The sequence below is a fragment of the Adhaeretor mobilis genome (assembly GCF_007741515.1).
Taxonomy (GTDB): Bacteria; Planctomycetota; Planctomycetia; order Pirellulales; family Lacipirellulaceae; genus Adhaeretor; species Adhaeretor mobilis.
The window spans coordinates 3,715,744-3,730,775 of the sequence record NZ_CP036263.1 but is presented as its reverse complement, the minus strand read 5'-3'; the positions used below and the strand labels follow the sequence as shown (position 1 = coordinate 3,730,775).

Here is a 15,032-nt window from a genome sequence, read left to right as displayed (position 1 = left end):
CAGGATTGCAACATTGTTTTCGCTATTCGTTTGCACTCAAGCGTTCTTGGAAGCTGCTCCAAAACTGTATGCCCTCATCGTACCGGAGTGGATTCATTTGGCTTCGAAAGTAGTTTAACGAATCCAGCTGATCCTGCGAGACTTTTGAATAAGAGTAGCCGGCAACAGCCATAGGATTCACCCACTCGGGATCGCCCGGATCATAATGACGCACGTAGGCACCGTTCTCGTCGGTGACAATATTCGCCAACAGAACCGGCAAGACCATCTGCAACTCACGCAACCCTTTTTCCTCGAACGTCATTCCTTGGGTCGCTGCATCCCAGGCCCTGACAACATTGGCGGGCGTTGAGCTGTCAGGAAAGCGAATGCCATAGCCAATTCCCGTTTGGGTCAAGCCATCGCGATTCAAATCGACCTGAGCCGGCGGCGGAATCAATAGGTTCAACGCCCCTTCTTCAGTCAGCGAGTCCACCTGGATCGGTTTGGCTAAAAAATTGACTTCTTGAACCACGCCCAGTTCATCGCTGGTAAGGTTATTCAAGAAGGTCTTGGGATCGATGTAGCCGCCTTCGCTATGAGCCCGCACAACAAGTTCGCCGAACGACTGCTCCAATTGGTGGCGGTTTTCAACCGACGAGTACCGACCGCTCAATTCCAAGTCGAACCAATTGGAAACCGATTGAGCGATTTGCTCCGTCAACGGCTCTTCGGTCGCAGTGGCTTCGGCGGATTGATAGCCTTCGCGGCCAACCGCTTCTAAGACCTGACTGAAAATGTTTTGAACGTCGTGGCCCAGTCGAACGCGTTTATCGGAGAACGTTTCGATGCTAGCGTTTGCCGATTCGATTTTCATTGATTCACTTCGAGGAATGGAAGGTAGAGATGGTAATCGACCGAGCCAGACGGGGGTTTTACCGATGGATCACTACCGAGGGCGAAATGTACCGCGGATAATTTCGGTCACGGCAACGTTTCGCTGCTCGCTATCCGTATTGGGCAGCCGATTGTTCGCTAACCCCGAAGATCCCGCGATAAATCCCGGGGCTATTAATTCGTGAGCGGAGGAATTCAGCCGTCAGCTCACGCCCCCTCAAACCCGTCGGCTCTGCCGGTGCTCGTTCAGTCTTTCCCTTGAAGAAACTCCGTAGCTTTCACTTACGGGTCTCTTAAACTTAACTTCGGCCTCCACCGACGATACCTTGAGTGAGACCCCATGTACCCTTTAGAGCCAGTAAAGGCGGGTTTTAAACGCCTGATACCGCCTTACTTTGCTCCGAAGCGAGCCCTCAGGAATCCACGGGTTGAGAAGAATTGCCCAGCATTCCTTTCGAGGCAGTTGGGGCTCGTCCCAATCCATCAACACGCTTGACACCATTTCTGAGATTGTGTTGGAAATCCACGCTGCGGCTTCAAAACCGGGGACGCACGTCTTCCGGGCAAAAGTCGGCTGCACAGACCTCGGCACGAAGTTGGCCACTGAGGAAACCACCCGGTGCTTGCCGGATGAACGCCGCTGGGAAGACGCCAGCACAGCGTACTCGGGTAGCGTAGCGGTAGAGCAGGGACTGCCGATTGCGGCTTAGCCGAAATTAAATTAGTTCCTAGCGGTTTTCAACCCACGTGCTCATCAAACACCAGTGGGTCCTCATCGCGCAGGTTCTCAATCCGGATCGACTTCTTGCCGTTGAGCAAGTCGTCAATCAGATTGCCGACCAACTCGCCACGCCAGCCTTGGGAGAGCTTTGGCATCTCATCCCCTTCGGCATAGCCCATGCGATGGGCAATGAACTCGCGAAAGTCGCTGGCTGTGCCGACCATGCTGGCGGCGACCTCCGCCTTGCGGCAGATGGTGGTCATGGCGGGCGTGAGGAACTGACCCAGCAGATTCAGCTGCGACGGCAGCTCGCGACGGCGGCCTTTGGAGTTGCGTTTCTCAGGCGATTCGATGCCGCGGCGAACGCACGCGGCTAGCTCATCGACTTTGCGCTTGAGCAGTCCTTTTTGTAAACCGCGGATGCCGAGAATACGCTCGGGATTGTCCGTCTTGCGGTTGGCAATTTCGACCATCAAGTCGTCGCGTAGGATTCGCTTCTGAGGCTGGTCGAGTTGCTTAGCTTCTTCGTGCCGCCAGTTCCATAGCTCGCGCACGATGGCGAGCCCCGTGGAGTTTAGCTTGCCAATGCCGGAGGTCCTGCGCCAATCGCGACGGTCTTGTGCATCGACCACCTTTTGCGACCAGCTTGCCATCTCCGCTTCAAACCAGCTGAGGCGGTTGCGGCTTTCTAGCAACTCGATCAATTTCTCCCGCAGCGAAAGGAGATAGCGCACATCTTCCAAGGCATAATCGATCTGGGCATCAGTGAGTGGCCGTTTCCGCCAATCGGTGCGTTGCTCCCCTTTGCGAGGCTTGTGATTGAGGAACCTGTTGACGACCGAACCGTAGGCACCTGGATACTCGTTGCTGCACAAGCCGGCGGCGATTTGTACGTCGAACACATCGTGCGGCAGCTTGCCAACGGCACGCAGGATGAAGTTGAACTCCTCACGTCCGGCATGAAGAATCGTGGTGTGCTTGCCTTCAGTCAGCATCTCCCAGAAGGGCATGACATCGACTTCTTGCGGGTCGATGACGGCCATTTCGTCGGCCGTGGCGACTTGGATCAGACATAGCTCGGGATAAAACGTATGCTCGGAGACGAACTCCGTGTCAATTCCGATCAGTGGCGACTTCGCCACACGCTCGCAAAGGGCTTCGAGGTCAGATTGCTGTATTATCGGCTTAGTGGTAGTTGATTCAGGCAAAGCGCTGGCGATCGGTCAGGTCAGTGGAAGTCAATTAGAAAACTTTCGCCATTCTACGATGCCAGCTTGTTTTCACCAATGACCCCTGCTGACCACGAAGACAACGTATTTGGGCAAAAAGTAATAGAACCACAGAGATCACAAAGAGATCGCTCGCTTTGTGGTTAGAAAAGTTCTGCCGTACAGGTAGGCTGCAAGCTTCGGCTTCTATTACTCGATGAATTGCCAAGTCGTGAAGGCGAGGATCGGCAATAGAACCAGGCAGCTGTAAACCATGTAGCCAAAGAAACTGGGCATCTTGACGCCCGATTTCTCTGCGATCGCCTTGACCATGAAATTCGGCCCGTTGCCGATATAGGTCATCGCCCCCATGAATACGGCCCCCATGGAAATGGCTATCAGAATGGGCTCAGGCACTCCGCCGGTATTACCGACCAGTCCTGGTTCCTTCGCTGTTTGGAAGAACACTAGGTACGTTGGTGCATTATCCAAGAATGCTGACAGCCCGCCGGTCGCCCAGAAGAATTCTTGCGGGCCCATGTTCCATTTCTCGACAAGCTGGCTGCCCATAACACCTAAGATTTGCAGGGCCGGTTGCATGCAGATGAAGATGCCGATGAACAATGCAGCGACCTCGACGATTGCATCGTAATTGAATTGATTGAGCTGGCGGATTTGCTTGGAGCCAAAGTACAGGGAAATGCCGACGAGCCCCAACTGCACCATCTCACGGAGATACATCCAAGAATGCCAGTGCGTGCTCGGCAACGCTTTGCTGGGATCTAACAGGGCCACGGCAAACACTACGCCTAACAGCAACGGGACGTTGAGTCTCCAGCCGCTGATACGTAGTCGCCGGGTCTGGGTGACGTCGCGTTGGATATCAGAGACGGTTTCCTTGCGATAGAAGTGGAGTTGGTCAACAAGGCAGTAGGTCGCCAGCAGGAGGCCATTGACCAGCAAGAATTGTGGCCACAAGGAAAGCGTCCATAAAAAGCTGACGCCTGCCAAATAGCCGAGGAACAAGGGCGGATCGCCAATCGGTAGCAAGCAGCCGCCACAATTGCAAACGACAAAGATAAAGAACACCACAGTGTGCGACACGTGGTTGCGTTCTTTGTTGGTTTCCAGCAGCGGCCGAATCAGCAGCATAGCCGCCCCCGTGGTGCCGATAAAGCTCGCCAGCAGTCCACCGGCCGCCATGAACGACGCATTGGTCAGCGGGTTGGCTTGCAGGTCGCCCTCAATACGGATGCCACCAGCGATGGTATAGAGGCTAAACAGCAGTACGATAAACGGAATGTATTCTTGAAGAATCGCGTTGGACAGCACGGCACCCACAAAGCCTATTTGCACGGCCGAATCAGTTGCTTCGAGTGTATGATGCGCTGGCCAGTGAGCTTCCACGGGCGAGTGATGCAGGAAGGCGTAGTAGCTGAGCGTCACGATGCCCAGCCCGACGGCGACTTTGAAGCGATTGATGTTCTCTTCCCACCAATGCTCCGTCTTGTGCATCAGAGGCAGTACCGCGATGCAACCTAGCAGAACCACAAATGGTATGACCGTCCAATAGGGAGGGGCTTCGGCGGCGTGATGGCCAGCGTCGCTTGCCTCGGGGTGGAGATCAATGTCCGTGTGCTCGGCATGGGCACCGACCACTTCGGCCGTCCAGCTTTGCGGCAATCCTGCCACCAGCGCGGCACAATAAGCCATTAAGAGTCCGAAAATGACCCAAACGACCACGCTACCTCGTCGTTCGCCAGTTCTGCTCATGCTTAGTATGTCCGTTGCCACAACTCGATATCCTTTGACGGCGGAGCCCCTCAAGGCTCAAGCCGTTACGAGGTTCCAAGGTTACGTATTGATTGGGTGATCGTCTACGCCGCTCTTTCGGCAGGCAGATTCTTGGCGGAGCGTCCACCGGCGGGGCTAGGCACCCACAGGGACTGCCTGGAGTAAAGTAGGTCACGTATGCCGTTCGGGACGCCTTGCCCTGCTAAGATCTGGCAACATGCGGGAGAGCCCGGTCGATTACCACCCTGATATCCGCTAGAATCCGGCTCTCACGGGGGTGTTTTCTGCCCCTGAACGCAATTCAACGGCACCAATCAAACGAACGACTTGATGGAAACCTGGCTTCAGCCCAATCGTCGCGTGCTCACCCTGGCTATGGTCCCAGCTGGTTTGCTGGCTGTTATTGGTGCACTGCTGTGGCTGACTTTCTCCGCTACCCTGCTAAAAATTCTTGCTGGATGTTTGGTTGTTTTGGGGCTCATCATGCTGTTCGGTCTTGCAAGCCAGTTGCGGCGTCCTCGAATTTCCTACGACTCCGGCCAGGTGCGATTCCACCTGCGAGCCCGCCAGCCCGTGGCCGTTCCGGTTGAACACGTCGAGGCCTTTTTCCTTGGGCAGGGGCCGGCAAGTTTGCCCGTCGGTGCCGGAAAATCCACTGAGACCGTGAACCTTGTGGCCCGACTCTCGCAAAAAGCACCCGAGTGGGCTGAGGTGGAAGTGAAGCAGGCGCTCGGCAACTGGAAAGAAGGTTACGCCACGGTGCGAGGTACCTGGTGCGAACCGCTTACGCCTGATCTGCTGCGTTTCTTGAATCGCAGATTGCGCGAAGTCTCTGAGGCTAACGCTGCCCAGGAGAAGAGTTCTCAAGAGCAGAGCAAGCCAGTCGACAGCGGAGATGCAGCTCGCACATGAGTCGTCTCGATTCTAGCCCAAACGTTTCAAGCACTTTCGATTCGAAATCGCTGGAATCTTCCAGGCAAACGCAATTACTTGTTAGCGTTCGCGATGCCTTGGAAGCACAAGTTACGCTGGACGGCGGCGTCGATTGGATCGATCTCAAAGAGCCGAGCCGCGGCGCCCTTGGAGCGGTCGCTTCAGCGATCGCTGAGGAAGTGGTGAATCTTGTCGGCAATCGCGCACCCGTGTCAGCCGCAGCTGGGGAACTGCTGGATTGGCCCGACTCGCCAGCGCAGGAACTTCTCAACATTACAGGAGTCGACTTACTGAAGTTGGGACTAGCAGGCTGTAGCGAGATACCCCACTGGCAGAAGTTATGGCTCAACGCCGCAGCACAACTTGCAGCAGCCGGCAAGGGGCTGGTAGCCGTCTGCTATGCTGACTACGTGGCGGCTCGGGCTCCTTCCCCGAGCGAGGTCCTTGGCCTTGCTGGCGAATTCTCAGGCAGCACGTTACTAATCGACACCTTCGACAAATCATTGGGCCCGCTGAGTTCCCACCTTTCCACAAAGGTTCTTGCCCAAATTCTGAGCGAGGCAAAATCGCATAATATGCGGACCGTGGTTGCCGGAAAACTACGATTCGCAGACGTTACGCAGCTGCCGTTGGAGCTGATCGATCTCATTGCCGTCCGCGGAGCTGTCTGCCGCGGTGAGCGGAGTGGGCCGCTCGACGCGGGCAAGGTCAGCAAATTTGTCAGACTCATTCGCACTAGAAATGGCAAATTTTCTTGACACGTGCGTAAAAACCCGGATACTCGCGGAAGTGCGTGAAGCTGCTAGCTTTACAATTCGCCTGCCGGAATAGGCCTCCCGGCTCGCCTCATCGCTACACCGACCAGGAGGTTTGCTGTGCTGACTTCGGTTCTCGACGCAATCAGAGAAGGCAAGTGGAACTACGAGCCGGCCTCGACTCCCGAGGAACATTTCGACAGCACGAAGGCGATGCCCGGCTCCGACGAGAAGCTGGAAGTCATGGCAGCTCGTGTAAAAGCCGGACTACCGCTCTGGCACGGGGCGGACCGAATCGACTACGATGACACGAATCAAGACGACACCGAGCCCTAACCGCATCGGGCTCGTTCGCGCTGGGGTTATTGACCCTGTGGCGAGCAGAATTTCACGCCCTATTTATCTCGACCGAGTCTTTCGTGCCCAAATTCAACATAACGATTCCTCACTCTCTCACTGCAGAAGAAGCGAAATCTCGCCTAGAACGCTTCACCGAATCCATGCAGGCGAAGTTCAAGGATCAGGTCAGCGATCTTGACCAGACCTGGAACGACAACACGCTGAGTTTCGGCTTCAAGACCTTTGGTATCAAGATCGCTGGCGATATCACTGCCGAAGACAAAGCATTGCAAGTCAGCGGCAATCTGCCCTTCGCGGCTGCGATGTTCAAAGGCAAGATCGAATCCGAGATGAAAGAGCAACTCGGTCGTTTGGTGAGTTAGCCGCCAGCGGATTCTACGCGATAGCCGCTGTCCGTTTTCACTGCTTGCAGCTTAGCCGGAGCGAGTACCGCGCGCATTAACCCTTCCAGCGGCACCTCCTTGACTTGGCAGTTTACCAGCTCGTTGCGACGTGCCTCGGCCTCGTCGTCCCACTCGACTTCAAGTTTCAACTGTTTTGCGATCTGATCGAGCACTGCCCCAACCGGCTGGTTCTTAATCGTAAGCGTGAACTTCAGCTGGTCATTCGCAGGCTGGTTGCCAATCTCAGAACGTGACGGCTCTGAACGTGACGTTGGTTGCTTGCCATCTAACAAGTCTTGCAGGCGCTGGTGGTATTCGACCGTGCCTGCGACAACTTGCTCATTACCAATGATTCGCTGTGAAGCCGGCGGATGTTCCTCTAGCAAGCTTTGTAGTTTCGGCTTGCTGGCGTATTTCTTACGAATAACTACCGGTCGCTCTAGTTGCTCGATGAGTAAATTTCCTGTTCGCAAATCCACCCGACATTGTAGATCGAACCCAGCAAGTAATAGCGTTGCCCACTGAATGCGCCGCATGGCGGGATAATTGTTAGGATGCCACAGGTCGTGCGGTAGGAGTTCTGCTCCGGAAAGATTCGCCCCACATTCGCTAGCAAGTCTTTCGAGCAGTTGCTTAGGCTCGGTTGGCGTATCCCACGCCGGGCTGCTGTTTTCCAGCCAGCGCCTTGGACGCCCTGCAGGGGTGCGAAGCAGGCTCTTGCTGGCTAATTCGTTGAGCGTCGCTAATTCCTCGGCCGTTTCCTGCGGGCCTAAGTACACGAGCGATTCGAAACACACTGCCCGCGCATCGCAGCTATTCGCAATCGCCTTGAGTGCCTCGTACAGCATTGAGTCACTAATCGTGAGGTCAAACTGCTGATTCGGGTCTACGCGACGATCCAGCCAAATGGCAATGCCGTGACGTTCTTCCAGCCGTCTGAGGGCAGTTCGCAGTTCTTGCCCTTGCCACAAGAGCGACACACGCGTGCTTAGCCGTCGCGAAAGCTCACGGGCAGCCGCCGTGGGCTTCGTAAGGCCGTTTGTAGCCATTCCCATGAAGAGTATGAAAACGAGCGTGCCCAGAAATTGGAAACGCCACATTTTGCACAACCTTCTAGGCATAGGGATGTCAAGCATTTTCTTGAAGACCGTGGGAAAGTAACGCAACTTCGACTGCTCTCTCTATTTTCCGTTGTGAGTCAAAATCCTGCAATTAGAATCGAGGGTAGTGGCACACTTATTGTAATGCAAAGACCGACCAACCCTTTCAATCGATCGAGCAGTCCCGTGGAAGACGATTATCACCCAGGTCCGTTGCTGGTGGAATGGTACGAGCAGTACCTCGTCGATCAAGACGTGACTGCGTTCGTGCGTCTCACTTCCCGTCGTTACTTCGTCGGTACGCTCCAGCGGATCGCTCTCGAGGGACATCGCTCCTCCCGCCGGGCAGCTATTCTTGCGCTCGGTCGCTTGGCCGACTACACAGCGAACAACATCGTTGGCTGTGCGCTTGCCGACTCTGATCGCGGAGTACGTACTCTCGCGGAGCAAGCAATCTGTCGTCTGTGGATGCGCGTCGGCACAGCAGCCGACCAACGGATGCTGGTGGCCATCGAAGAGCAGCTCGACGATCGTGAATACGACCGCGCTGCTACGCTGGCCGCAAAGCTCATTCAGCAAACTCCTTGGATCGCTCAAGCGTGGTATCAGCGTGGCGCGGCGTACTACCAACTAGGACAGTACGAAGCAGCGGTTCGTGATTGCAACCAGGCGCTGGAAATCAACGCCTACCACTTCCAAGCCGCCTCGATCATGGGGCACGCTTATCTCTCGCAGGGATCCCTCCTTTCTGCTCTGGAGTCCTTCCGCCGCACGCTGCGGCTCAACCCGAGCATGGAAGAAGTCCGTGCCCAGGTGATTCGATTGCAACGAACGCTCAAGCAAGACAAGCCTGAGTAGGATTGTCCCATAAGAGGTCGCTGGTTCGGGACGCTGCTAAGCCGCAAGCTGCCAATCGCGTGCAATATCGAGATTCGCTGCTAAAATGCACTCTTGCGAAGCGTTGTGCGCCGATTGCTTGATTGGTGCCAGCGCCGATGCGGGGCCAGAACGGCCCGGTTCGCCTGTTCACCTTTTCCGCAGCGATTGACCGCTATGCCTCAGCCAAACAGTGGGATCTCTTCTCGTGTAGGCCGTCGTCTCAGGGTCGAAGCACTTGAAGACCGCCGCATGCTCGCCACCCACGTGGTTGACTCGCTGCTCGACAATGTCGATGTAGATCAGTTCACGACGCTCCGCGAGGCACTCGACCTCGCCAACGCCAACCCCGATGCAGACCGCATTGAATTCGCAAGCTCGCTGTTTTCCGGCGGACCACAAACGCTTGAGCTAGCGATTATCGGAGAAGACTCCACCTCCAATGGCAATTCGGCACTAGTGATAAGCACCAACGTTGAAATCGTCGGCCCTGGAGACGACCTGCTAACGATCGACGCCTCGCCATTGGACGTGACGCCCGATGAGCACGATGGCCAAGGTGCGCGCATCTTTCATATTGCCGTCTCATCTTCGGCTCCGCAGGACGTTTCGATCAGCGGCGTCACACTCACGGGCAGTGATTCCGACAAGGCAGGCGGGGCAATTCGGTCGTCGGCAAATCTTACTCTAAGCAATGTCAGCATCCTTGAAAACTCGGCTACTGTTGGTGGCGGGATCTATCATCGCTTTGGCTCACTCGATCTCTTTTCATCGACGTTCAGAGAAAACACGGGTGGGGGTGTTTATGTGAGAGACGGAAATTTGATGCTTTCTGATGTTGTCGTGTCCTCCAACACTTCCAAGGGGGAGAGTGGTGCGGGAGTATACCTGGAGGGCGGCGACCTTACGCTGATGGACTCAACGATCACTGACAATGTGTTAACCCCCTTTGTGAGTGGAGGTGGTGGAGCTGGAGCATTCGCCCGCGACTCAACGGTCGTAGTCTCGGGTTCCACTTTCTCTAGCAATCGAATCAGCGGTCTGTGGGGATCGAGAGATTCGCATGGTGGTGGGTTGAGAGTCGTAGGCTCTAGATCGGGTCTAGCGACTCGATCGCTGACGATCATAGACACCCAGTTCCTCAACAACAGTGTCGTTAATGTCGCTACGTTTCAAGGTGGAAACGGGGGAGGTGTTCACGCCACCAACCTCGATTCGATAGTTCTCGACAGCGTTACCTTTTCGGAAGGTCTTTCAGCATCAGGAGGTGGCGCATTTCTGGAAGCCCGAGCAGTCACTATTACTGATTCAGTCTTTGAGAAGAATCAGGCCTTTGTTAGAGATGGTTTAGGCGGAGGTCTCTATGTGATTGCAAATTTCTTTGCAATCGCAGATAGCCACTTCGCGGAAAATTTAGCAGCAGCGAACTTGAGAGGTGGCGGAGGCGGACTCTACTATGACGCCCCCGACAATGTCTTGGGTTCAGAGTTTGACAACGGGAATGCGGAGGTTCAAGTTCTCCGCACTTCGTTCGTTCAAAATACCGCACATGTAGGTGGCGGTGCGTTTATTGATGTTGAGAGGGTATTTGAATCGGTTGCGATAGATATTGTTGGTTCTACGTTCGCCGACAATGAGATTTCGGCCATGGATTTCGTAACAGATGGAGGTGGCGGAGGTTTGGGGATTCTTGGCACTGACGGTTTGTCTTCGCCAGGGGATTCACAGCTGATTACCCTTCGCGACACGAAAGTCATTGACAACAGCGCACCCAATGGTGCACTTGGAGGGGGGATATACTACTACAGCCAGGCTGCTTCTAACAATCCAAACCTAATCAGTGTGATTGATTCCACAATTGCTCGAAACTCCACAACAGGTTCTGGGGGAGGAATCTATGCGTTAGGAAGATGGATACAAATTCGAGATTCGCTCATCGATAGCAACAGGGCCGAGGCTGGCGGCGGAGCTCTCATAGGTAGTGACATCTACTCTCCCTACCCGCACCTATCCCATAGCATTGTCACCAACAACACAGCAACCCAGTACGGTGGGGGTATCTTGGGGATTACTCAATTGATCCTGGAGTACTCCAACGTTTCGCATAATAAAGCTAGCGAAGGCGGTGGCCTGTATAGTAGCTACAATTTGGCGGTCATCCTGAATTCCACCTTCGCCTACAACGAAGCTACCAACGGCTCTGGCGGTGCGATCCATGTTGACGGCTTGCGACTCTTACAGTCAACACTCACCAACAATACAGCCAGCGATCAGGGTGGTGCGATTTCTTTCCCTAGTTCCCCAGATATTCTTCAAACTATTGCTCACAGCACGATCGTCGATAACCATGCGGGGAACGAAGGAGGGGCAATCTATTCCCCATCTCCCACCTCTCTGCCGATTAGCCACTCCATCTTGGCAGGCAACACCTTCGGGGCGGGATTGCCGGGCGACTACCTTCCAGATGCTGCCTACTCGCATTCCTTTATCGGCCACAACTCGGGCGTGGCCGGGCTTACTGAAACGGGCCTCATCTCCAACGACGCCAATGGCAACTATGTAGGCGGCGACACGGGCGGAGCGATTGATCCACTGCTCGAACCGCTTCGCCACAATGGCGGGCCGACTCCAACGCACATGCCACGGGTTGATAGCCCGGTGCTGGATGCCGGGAACATCGCCTTCAATCCGAATGATCCTGACGGTATTGCTTGGACCGACGATGCCCTGCCTTTCGACCAGCGCGGCATTCCCTATGGACGCGTCGTGGATGGCAATGCACCAGCAGATGTGGTGATCGATATTGGTGCGGTCGAACTCCAAGCCCAGCCGGCCGACTTCAATGACGATGCGCACGTCGATGGGTTCGATTTCTTAACGTGGCAAGTCGGCTTTGGAACTCCCAATGCCACCAAAGCTGATGGCGACGCGGACAACGACGCCGATGTGGATGCCGCTGACCTCGACGCCTGGCATAGTGGCTACGGCGTTGCACCCAACTCGCCTCCTGCTGTCGCAACTGCGAGTTCAGAGGCTGGGCAATCGCTTGCGTCTTCTCCTTCACCGTCACTTGCGATCGCCGCTGTGTTGGCCGATGCCGTTCTTGAAACGCTCAATGATCGACAGGCAAACTCTCAGGAGCCAATCGCAGAAGCAGTGTTCGCCAGCTACGGCGAAGCCGACAAGCGAGTCTTATCGCCGTTCGATTTCGCTGAGTTCGATACTGAGGAAACGAATTCGAAAGAGGCGGGAACTGAATCGGTCGAACTTGTGGATGCATTGCTAGAAAATACGTTCAGCTAATCGCATACGGTTTCGCCTTCCCATGCCGAAAAGCATTGGCGCAACAAAAAAGCCTTTCCAGTCGGGCCGTCTCAGGTTTGCCAGGCTCTCGAGGTACCCGGCGGGTCTACTGAGTCTTAGGTCCAGTTAGCCGACGACATCTCGGCTGGAAAGGCTAAGTGTTAGATTAGCTCTTCGTATCCGATTGAACAACAAAAGTTGAAAAACCCCTGGTTTCAAGTAACTTGAAACGATTCAGTCCCTCAAGAACACGCAGCACCTAGCGACGAATGGTGCCGTCGGTGTCCAAGCCGTCGATACGTGCCATGGCTTGGCGTACGTTTGCAGAGTAGACATCAGGGTTCTGTGCAAATTTTTGCATGGTGACTTGATTCGCGAACAGGTAGAAGGCGCCCTTATGGCGATATCCAAACTGGCGCGAGCCGGGCACAGAGGCTTGCTGGTCAAGCATCAGCACGGGATCAAGACCTGAGAACACCGGGCTGTAGGCATCCGCGTTAGCGAAGAACTGCTGACGTTCTTTTTCGCCTACGAACAGGTAGAGACGATCGCGATGCACGAGTCCGTACTCGGCTTTGCCCTTAACCCACTTGTTGGCGTGCTTCAAAGAGACCGGGCAATATCCATCGAACCCCAAAGTCGCTGTGCCCGCAGCTACCTCTTGTGTATTACTGGCCAGAGTTGCTTGCGCGGAAGCGCCCGGTGTAGCCACAGTCGGGGTGATCGTATTATCTACGGTAGAATTTGTGGGACTAGCAGCGACGGCAACAACAGCTTTGATGGGAGTCGGTTGCGTGGCGACAATTGGCTTGGTCGGAGCAGATTGAACCGGTGCCACTTGGTTCGGTGCCGCCTGTGCTGGGGCTGGAGCAGGCTGCTGGACAGCGACTGCCGTTAGAGCCGGTGCTTGCTGGGTAGTCATAGCAGGCTTTGGAATGGACGTAGTTGCTGGAGGTTTGGACTCAGCGACGTAAGGGTTGCGGTAGCTCTGGGGCATCGCGTTGGATGGCATTTGCGGACCCGTTGAAGCAGCCATTGAATTTGCAAGTGCAGGCGAGGGGGGCGCTACCGCAGGAGCGGGCGAGGTCGCCGTTGCTTGAGCTGCGTAGGTGGGCGGCTGAGCGACAGGAGGTTGCACGGCCGCGGGTACTTGCTCCGACGCATAGCGACCACCAGCAGGGGCGGCTTGGGTTGCCATTTGTTGCGAGGTCGGTGCCTTGTTACTCGCAACGTAAGGGTTCTGAGTGACTACGGGGCCAGCGGCAGGTGGCGTAGGTGATGCCGTGCTCTTAACATCCAGCCCAGCATAGGCACTGTTGACGTGTGAAGCGGCCTGATGACTGGTCTGGGTGAGATGAGCATTGGTTTGACGGAAATGGTTTGCCACTTGGCTAAGTCGATCGACATAGTCGCCTGCCTTGGCGGGACTGCCCATGCTGCCAACAGGAGTGCCTTCAGCGGTAATGATCACTTCCGTGGGAACTCGTTCAATGCGATAGGCTGCGCGCAGTGCAGGCGACACTTCGGCATCTACCTTCACGGGCACATAGTTCTGTTCAATCGATTGAGCGACTCTTGGTTGGCTGAACACATTCTTGTCCAACATCCGGCACGGGCCGCAACTCTTCGTGTAGAAGTGCAATAGTACGAGCCGACCGCTTTGGGCGGCTTCGATTTTGGCAGCGTCCAGGTTGTTCCGCCACTTTACCGCTTCCTTCTCAAACGCAGCTTGAGAAGAAGATGCCAGCACGACAGTCATTGCCGCACAGAAGAGAGTCAGAGTTCGGACAGCCATAGCGATTCCGTTCGCGGTTGAGTTCTTTGATTACGCATATCGTCTCGGAGCGAGGCGAAAAACGCCCGCTCATCACTGTCATCGGTGAAACTGCCTTTGGTGCTTTGGGCAAAGTTTGCGGTTTTCATGAAATATCGGGGTTCTGCGAGACAGCTAACATTCGCCTGGCCCCCTTTGTTCCTCTTGAGAAATACGTAAGTCCTTACGAGGTAAAAGATTACGTATAGATGAATGATGTGGTGATGGCAGCATATGAGGGACGTTCGTTGCTTTCAGAACCCTCATCTAGTAGCCAGTTGCTGGTGATCCCCCTGCCGTAGCTCCTTCCTGAAGCGAGTCCGCCGGCGTGTAGCTACGACTTTCTTCGAGAACTTTAGCGTTGCAAGTGAGATTCGCTTGACACAAGTGCTTGCATGACTAATATTAGCGCGTAGTTCAAAGCCTCACTGCATCTGCGGTGAGTTCTTCACAGCCGATCAGGGCTCAAGCGTCTTTTTCCGAGCACGGCACTTTTGTCATCCGTGACAGAAATCTGTCGAGTATCGTGACGTCGAGATTTATGGCGTGAGATTAGTGGTTTTGTGTGGCAGCTCTCCTTTGACAGTTGCGGTGGCAATCCCGAGTTGATCTCTCCCTTAAACTCGCGCAGACCAGCCTGGGGCGGGATCGGCCTGATACGAGATCGACTATCGCGACAGCAAGAATGCTTTTCATAGACGGCTAGAGGGCCCAGGCTCGAAAGCTTGCTTGATGCGAACACCGGCTGCGAACCGTACACGACAACACTCTAAATAACAGCGTTCTTTTGATTTGTCTGAATCGGCTGAGTTGATCTAAATCGGTTTTTGCCGAGCGAGACGTCAAAGATATGTTTTGGGCCTCGCAATTGAATGAGAGTTAGCAACAACTTCATTAACGCATAGGAATT

General features: G+C 54.9%; 12 protein-coding genes. 7 read left to right on the top strand and 5 right to left on the bottom strand.

The features are described 5' to 3' along the window. Positions 1 to 22 precede the first annotated feature (22 nt). The gene (locus HG15A2_RS14730) at positions 23 to 856 is read right to left on the bottom strand and encodes a hypothetical protein (RefSeq protein ID WP_145060950.1); all 834 of its coding nucleotides are present in this window, start codon (positions 854 to 856) and stop codon (positions 23 to 25) included. Between the two features lie 448 nt (positions 857 to 1,304). Between HG15A2_RS14730 and HG15A2_RS14725 the strand changes: the two genes are divergently transcribed. Further along, positions 1,305 to 1,586, top strand: coding sequence for a hypothetical protein (locus HG15A2_RS14725; RefSeq protein WP_145060949.1), 282 nt, complete (start codon positions 1,305 to 1,307; stop codon positions 1,584 to 1,586). A gap of 28 nt (positions 1,587 to 1,614) precedes the next feature. Here the strand turns inward: HG15A2_RS14725 and HG15A2_RS14720 are convergent, their stop codons facing one another. Together HG15A2_RS14720 and HG15A2_RS14715 are read right to left on the bottom strand one after the other, a co-directional pair. Next, complete coding sequence (locus HG15A2_RS14720; RefSeq protein WP_145060948.1) at positions 1,615 to 2,805, bottom strand: ribonuclease D; 1,191 nt, start codon at positions 2,803 to 2,805, stop codon at positions 1,615 to 1,617. A 210-nt stretch (positions 2,806 to 3,015) separates the two neighbouring features. After that, positions 3,016 to 4,578, bottom strand: coding sequence for a sodium:proton antiporter (locus tag HG15A2_RS14715; protein ID WP_145060947.1), 1,563 nt, complete (start codon positions 4,576 to 4,578; stop codon positions 3,016 to 3,018). A gap of 351 nt (positions 4,579 to 4,929) precedes the next feature. Between HG15A2_RS14715 and HG15A2_RS14710 the strand changes: the two genes are divergently transcribed. The 4 genes from HG15A2_RS14710 to HG15A2_RS14695 all read left to right on the top strand — a co-directional run bounded on the left by HG15A2_RS14710 (position 4,930) and on the right by HG15A2_RS14695 (position 7,009). After that, complete coding sequence (locus tag HG15A2_RS14710; protein WP_145060946.1) at positions 4,930 to 5,511, top strand: hypothetical protein; 582 nt, start codon at positions 4,930 to 4,932, stop codon at positions 5,509 to 5,511. Continuing rightward, positions 5,508 to 6,290 (top strand): (5-formylfuran-3-yl)methyl phosphate synthase, encoded by a 783-nt coding sequence (locus HG15A2_RS14705; protein WP_145060945.1) that lies wholly within the window; start codon positions 5,508 to 5,510, stop codon positions 6,288 to 6,290. Before HG15A2_RS14710 ends, HG15A2_RS14705 begins: the two co-directional genes overlap by 4 nt. 117 nt (positions 6,291 to 6,407) lie before the next feature. Continuing rightward, positions 6,408 to 6,623, top strand: coding sequence for a hypothetical protein (locus tag HG15A2_RS14700; protein WP_246117747.1), 216 nt, complete (start codon positions 6,408 to 6,410; stop codon positions 6,621 to 6,623). Positions 6,624 to 6,706: 83 nt separating this feature from the next. After that, on the top strand, positions 6,707 to 7,009 hold the full coding sequence (locus HG15A2_RS14695) for a polyhydroxyalkanoic acid system family protein (protein WP_218931983.1): 303 nt from the start codon (positions 6,707 to 6,709) through the stop codon (positions 7,007 to 7,009). Here the strand turns inward: HG15A2_RS14695 and HG15A2_RS14690 are convergent. Continuing rightward, positions 7,006 to 8,130, bottom strand: a complete 1,125-nt coding sequence (locus HG15A2_RS14690) for a hypothetical protein (RefSeq protein WP_145060943.1) — start codon at positions 8,128 to 8,130, stop codon at positions 7,006 to 7,008. The genes HG15A2_RS14695 and HG15A2_RS14690 overlap by 4 nt on opposite strands. Before the next feature lie 144 nt (positions 8,131 to 8,274). Here HG15A2_RS14690 and HG15A2_RS14685 point away from each other — a divergent pair, with 144 nt between their 5' ends. After that, on the top strand, positions 8,275 to 8,988 hold the full coding sequence (locus HG15A2_RS14685) for a tetratricopeptide repeat protein (RefSeq protein WP_145060942.1): 714 nt from the start codon (positions 8,275 to 8,277) through the stop codon (positions 8,986 to 8,988). Positions 8,989 to 9,183: 195 nt separating this feature from the next. Continuing rightward, positions 9,184 to 12,309, top strand: coding sequence for a right-handed parallel beta-helix repeat-containing protein (locus HG15A2_RS14680; RefSeq protein WP_145060941.1), 3,126 nt, complete (start codon positions 9,184 to 9,186; stop codon positions 12,307 to 12,309). 259 nt (positions 12,310 to 12,568) lie between these two features. Here the strand turns inward: HG15A2_RS14680 and HG15A2_RS14675 are convergent, their stop codons facing one another. Continuing rightward, positions 12,569 to 14,104, bottom strand: a complete 1,536-nt coding sequence (locus HG15A2_RS14675) for a thioredoxin family protein (protein WP_145060940.1) — start codon at positions 14,102 to 14,104, stop codon at positions 12,569 to 12,571. Positions 14,105 to 15,032: the final 928 nt, after the last annotated feature.